At 41.6% G+C, this 5,681-nt stretch carries 6 protein-coding genes; 1 reads left to right on the plus strand and 5 read right to left on the minus strand.

The window, feature by feature from the left end; genetic code table 11:
- The 5 genes from ACFE90_RS35560 to ACFE90_RS35580 all read right to left on the minus strand — a co-directional run.
- On the minus strand, positions 1 to 1,291 hold a 1,291-nt coding region (locus tag ACFE90_RS35560; RefSeq protein ID WP_375506964.1), incomplete at its 3' end, for a TIM-barrel domain-containing protein.
- Positions 1,292 to 1,687: 396 nt separating this feature from the next.
- Complete coding sequence (locus tag ACFE90_RS35565; RefSeq protein ID WP_375506965.1) at positions 1,688 to 2,026, minus strand: hypothetical protein; 339 nt, start codon at positions 2,024 to 2,026, stop codon at positions 1,688 to 1,690.
- Positions 2,026 to 2,406: a hypothetical protein gene (locus ACFE90_RS35570; RefSeq protein WP_375506966.1), complete on the minus strand. Its 381-nt coding sequence runs from the start codon at positions 2,404 to 2,406 to the stop codon at positions 2,026 to 2,028. The genes ACFE90_RS35565 and ACFE90_RS35570 overlap by 1 nt, the downstream gene beginning before the upstream one ends.
- A 3-nt stretch (positions 2,407 to 2,409) precedes the next feature.
- On the minus strand, positions 2,410 to 3,624 hold the full coding sequence (locus ACFE90_RS35575) for an NRAMP family divalent metal transporter (RefSeq protein ID WP_375506967.1): 1,215 nt from the start codon (positions 3,622 to 3,624) through the stop codon (positions 2,410 to 2,412).
- Complete coding sequence (locus ACFE90_RS35580; protein WP_375506968.1) at positions 3,621 to 4,070, minus strand: hypothetical protein; 450 nt, start codon at positions 4,068 to 4,070, stop codon at positions 3,621 to 3,623. The genes ACFE90_RS35575 and ACFE90_RS35580 overlap by 4 nt, the downstream gene beginning before the upstream one ends.
- Positions 4,071 to 4,531: 461 nt before the next feature.
- Here ACFE90_RS35580 and ACFE90_RS35585 point away from each other — a divergent pair, with 461 nt between their 5' ends.
- On the plus strand, positions 4,532 to 5,071 hold the full coding sequence (locus tag ACFE90_RS35585; RefSeq protein ID WP_375506969.1) for an FAD-dependent oxidoreductase: 540 nt from the start codon (positions 4,532 to 4,534) through the stop codon (positions 5,069 to 5,071).
- Positions 5,072 to 5,681: the final 610 nt, after the last annotated feature.

A 5,681-nucleotide genomic window follows, 5' to 3' on the forward strand; every position in this document is an offset into this window, starting at 1 on the left:
CCTGCGGTGCATTTAGGGGAAACCAAATCTTTTCACCATCATCGCCGAAAGGGCGATCGTTTATGGCAGGTTCATTCATATCATTCCAAATGCCCGCCACACCAACATCAGTTAAGCTTTTGTGTAAATCAGCCCACCAGTTAGACACATCAGGACGTAAAAAATCAGGAAAAACAGCTTTCTCAGGCCAAACATAGCCGTGGAACAACGCACCATCAGCTTTCCGCACAAAATAATCGTTTTCTAATCCTTGGTCAAAAACATGATAATTACCTTCTGGTTCATACTTCACACCAGGATCAATGATTGTGACTGTTTTGAAACCATCCTCTGCTAAATCACTAATGAGTTTTGCTGGGTTGGGGAAGCGTTGAGGACTCCAAGTAAACACCCGATAACCCCGCATATAGTCAATATCCAAGTGAATAACATCACAGGGAATGCGACGCTGACGGAATTCTTGCGCTAGTTCCCGCACAACGGTTTCTGATTCGTAACTCCAGCGACATTGATGATAACCTAGCGCCCATTTCGGCGGTAATGGCATTCTCCCAGTTAGCTGAGTGTATGTGTCCAGGATTTGGGCAGGTTCGGGGCCGTAGATAATGTAATAATCCAATTCACCGCCACGAGTCTCCATCTTCCAAATACCTGGTTGTTCAGCACCGATATCGAACTGACTCCAAAAAGTGGTATTGAAAAAGATGCCATAGCTTACCTCTGGGCGCAAAGCCATAAAAAATGGAATTGCCTGGTACATTTCATCGGTAAGTGCATCATAATCTAAGGAATCCGTTGTCCAGTTGGTTTTTACTTCGCTGAGTTTATCCAGAAAGCCTGTGCGTTCACCAAAGCCATAGAAATGTTCATCGGTTGCAATTTCTTTCCATCCTGCAACTGCACCCATCCGCGAACCTATACCCATCTCTGCATCTTGGGCAAAAGGGCGATTAGCTTTGTCGAAACAAACAATGCGGCACTTTTCTCGCTGAACGCACACACGAATCTGTGCTGTTTCAATTTCTACCGTTGCTTCATTTTCTTGTACCGTAAAAGGTGTTGTAGGCCATTCTGCATCATCCAGCGCCACTGCCCAAGACCGGCGGGGTATAAATTCCCCAGTTGGTGCGAAACGCACACGGATTAAATTGGGCGCAAGTACGCTGATAGTAAGGCGTGAGTCGCCACAATCAAAATTAATAATATTATTGTCGGAGGTTACAGCTTTTACATTGCCGATGGTTGTCCAAGGTTGGCTAGTAGTGGGTAGTTTTCCGAAATATTGCGGCATATTAGTTATTCAGCAGGTAAACACTTGTCCGCATTCATGATTACAGAGATATCCAGCCTCAAACTCTTTCTTTCGCTAGAGGTTGGGTAAAAGATTAGCAGATATTTTTTAACAGAGAGTGGTTTTCGTAATGCACAAGCTTGTGTCTTTACCACACAAAAAAGACAGAATTTTATTAATTCGTTACGAATTAAATTTGCCAATACCCTGCAACGTTAATGCATCGGCCGCATTGTTAATGTATCAGCTTACAATGCCAATGCATCGGTTTACAATGCCAATGCATCGGTTTACAATGCCAATGCATCGGCTTACAATGCTAATGTATCAGCTTACAATGCTAATGTATCGGCTTACAATGCCAATGTATTAGCTGCATTGTTAATGCGTAGGTATCTATATATTATCCTGTGGCTGCTCGTCTAATGACTTTAATGTATCTAGGCTGCAACGCAAACGCGGCTTGTCAGGGTCAGTCAAATCTAGCTTGTCCCAAGGTACTGTATAACCACCGTAAATTTTACGCGCCCCCAGTAGATGCAAAATTCCTAACCCAATTGTCCAAGCAGATAACCGTTCTAACACCGCAGCGTAACCGATAAGATATTCCTTAACAATCCATTCTTCGCCTTGTTGTTCGGCGCGTACTTCCTCAATGCGTCCGACGGCTTTACCAGTTGAGTCTAATACTGGTTTACCCAGCAGTAATTCTAGATGAATTTCACGAGTTGTCATTATCCCCCTCCTGGAATTCGTGCGATGATGCGATCGCGCAGCCATTTTTCATACCCTAAAGCTGGTGTTGCTTCAGCTTCAACATCAATTTCGACATCAATACCAACATCCCGCACTTTTGACCACGGAATCCGAAATGGTTCACTTTGTTTAACACCCCATTTACTTGCAATTGCTGCTACCAAACGTGCCAAACGGGGATTTAGCCGTTTACTAAGGGTTGTCACTCCTACTTCAATATAAGCAAGTCGTGGTGGTTCGCGTAGGCTTTGCCCGCCGAAGGCATCGCGCAACTCCATCACAATGCCATCGACTTTACCTATCTTGCGTTGATTACGGTCAACTAATTGGTTATCAAGAACATCTCTAATAATATCCATTTCCTACCCTCCAATAATTTCTAATGGAATTGCAACGATCGCTAGCACAAATGTCAGCGCAATTGTAAAAATTACAACACTATTACTAATCCACCCATTACGATACTCGCCAACATATAATTCATCGTTCATCAAAACCAAAAAAGGTATGATTACAGGCGGCAAAATCACTGCTGTAATCGCCATTGAAAACAAAGTCAATTGCAATGGATCGATCCCAAATACCATCAGTAACGAAGCCAGAAAGACAAACACGGTGTAGACTAAACTAAAACGTGCGGCATCTTTTGGTTTAAGGTTTTCGCCCCAATTCCAACCAAAAGCTTGAGCCACAATATACGCTGTATCAAGGCTTACCTCCAGTGATGCACCAAAGCAAGCAATCCCTAAAGATGCCGCAAAGAGAACAAAACCCCAGTAACCAAAGGTTTCTGTTAACATCAGCGCCGCCTGTTCATAGCTATCAACCTGGATACCTTTGGGACCGAGTACCAGTGCTGCCACAATCAACACTCCCAGCGATACGATACTACCAAAGCCCATCCCCAAACCAGCAACGGCGCGATTCACACCGATATACCCTTCATCCCACTTATCTTCTACTGCACCAGATGAGTAGAAATAAAACAAGTACGGGCTAATCAATGCTCCTAGTATGCCAACGGCCAGGTATAAGTAATGTGCAGTGTCTTGTTGTGGCAGAGTTGGCAACAAACCAAAGCCAAGTTGTGTCAATGATGGATGCAGCTTAAAAGTAGCGACGACAAATGCTAGTGTAATTAATCCTAATAAAGAAATACCGTTTTCAATTAATCCAAATGTCCCTTTCCAAAGTAGCAACCAAATTGCAAAGGCCACGGGTAAAGCAAACCACTGGAAACTAATCCCTGTTAATAATTGCAGGGCAATACAAACACCGCCAATTTCGGCTGCTAAAACCAGAAAATCAACGACAATTTCTGCAACTAGGGGAATGATATAAAAGTTGAACCCAAAACGTTCTCGCACCGCCGCAGCTAATGTATGTTTGCTAACGGCTGCTAAACGTCCAGACATTTCCACGAGAAAGATTACACAAATTGTCCCTAAGACAAACGCCCAGATTAGTTGAAAGCTATAGGTAGATCCAGCTTCAGCAGCAGTAGCGATCGCACCTACATCTAGAAACCCACCAATACTGGTAACAATCCCAAGAGCTATTTCCAAAATTTTATTCATTGGTTTGCTTTGCTACTTTTCTTTAGTTTGTTTAGCGATCGTTCTTCTGCTGCTAATTCTCCGAGTTTTTGCCGTACCTCTAAACGATTTTTTTCTCCTACAGCCCTGGACATTTCTTCTGTTTTATTTGTTATTTGTATAACTTCAGCTAATAGTAGTGATTTATCATGTTCCGTTACATCTTTAGATAACTTTATTTTGTCTATTTTATCTTTTTCTTTTCGCAATTCTTCAGTGGATTTTTTCAATGTTTGTTCAGCATATTTATTTGGTACAACATGGCGGATCCAGGCATCACCAACCATATTTGCTGTTGCTACCCAAGAAGATATATTTTTTGTTTCTTTTTCCATATCTTCTACAGAACTTTTTCCACTGCAAGAGGCTAACAATGTCAGTATTAATAAACAATTAATTATAGATTCTAATTTACCAGGCTCTAGCATTTATAGACTCTCCATAACCAACAAAAATATATTTTTTTCTCACTTTGGCAACAGTGTACATCTATCTAACGAAATATTTTGTAAAAAATTATTTCAAAATATATTTTATTAACAGGAGTTAACTTTAAAAATTAGGATATTACTTTCATTTCTAGTAAATTATGACAGTTCCAATGTCAAAGGTTTTACAAAATCCTCTAAAATCCCTTTCAAAATTACAAATATTTAGCAATTGCATCCCCTATTAAGCATATTTTTATGTCTATCATGATGCAGATACATTATTTATAATTAATAGTCTAGGCTTATACAATAACAAGCTGGAATATACATCTTAGCTTGGTTGTGGCAAGGTTGAAAGACACATAAAGGCACAATCGTAGAAGGGAAAATATTTTGATATTTCCCTTCTAGTTTCCCATTGCTCTTACCTTACAACAGTAATTAATACTATAGAGGCGATCGCTACCCAAGAAAACATTAACTGCGACTTTGAGCGACTTGACGGCTATCTTTTTCCGCCAGACCTTAACTCAATAGATGAGATTCAGCACGAGTTAGAAGCAGCACACCGGGTTCGCCTAACTAATGTTGAAATGGTAAAAAAAGCGCCATTGACTAGCTTTGATACAGGAGTGTGTCTACAGTGTGTCTACGCTTTCCCCCAACAAGGGCAATTTGATCCATTAAAATATCTAGCTAGACTTGCAGAAGCCATAGAACGCCGTGGGGGTAGAATTTATACGGGGACGCATGTAGAAAAAATCCAAGGTGGTTTACCCGCCCGTGTCGAGACAAGCAATGGTAAAGTTGTGACAGCCGATACTGTGGTAGTAGCAACCAACTCACCCATCAGTAACTTAGCTACTATGCACTTCAAGCAGGCTCCACATATAACTTTTGTCATTGGTGCAAAAGGACTCGGCTCCACAGTTTTACAGTGCTTAACCCCAGTGGAAATCCACTTTTACCATCTAATACCAATGTTGGATAGATTATAAAATCCTACATCTGTGTTAAAAAACTCCAAAAAATAAATTATCCCAATTTCTAGACTCAACACGAGTGTTCCTCCCCCTGCCCCCTGCCTTAAATGCGTACCCCTTTGGGGATCTTGCTACGCGTAGCGTCCCGCAGGGATAGGATATTTTTTTAATTGGAAATCCCTTATTCCGTACTACTCCTAATCCTGACGGTGACAGCCTACCTGCATGAGATTGCAAGTTAATTATCGCTACTATCGCTGATGGCCATACGTGCGGTTGTGCTACCTTTCTCTAGCAATCATCAGAAAGGCTACGTACTAGTTCTGATAGTGTTACGCTTTCATTCTCCAAAAACCGATCAGAACACATCTGTTCTGCCCAATTTCGACTTATTTGTCAGATATTTATCGATTAGTGCTGACAAGTCGCCTCATATAATGCTGCCCCCTTTTAATCAACCTTGGGTCTCCAAATGCTCTTCCTGGTGTCGTCGAAACATGGATTAATATGGGATTATTCATAGTTTTTGCTTTTCAAAAATCCTCTGCACCTACTTTACATCCGACTTGTGTAGATACGGTAGGCTTGCGGGGAGGGGAGACAAAGCACAGCTTTGGCGGGGTGG

Origin of the sequence: uncultured Nostoc sp. (assembly GCF_964245445.1) — a bacterium.
In the GTDB taxonomy this organism is placed as follows: domain Bacteria; phylum Cyanobacteriota; class Cyanobacteriia; order Cyanobacteriales; family Nostocaceae; genus Nostoc.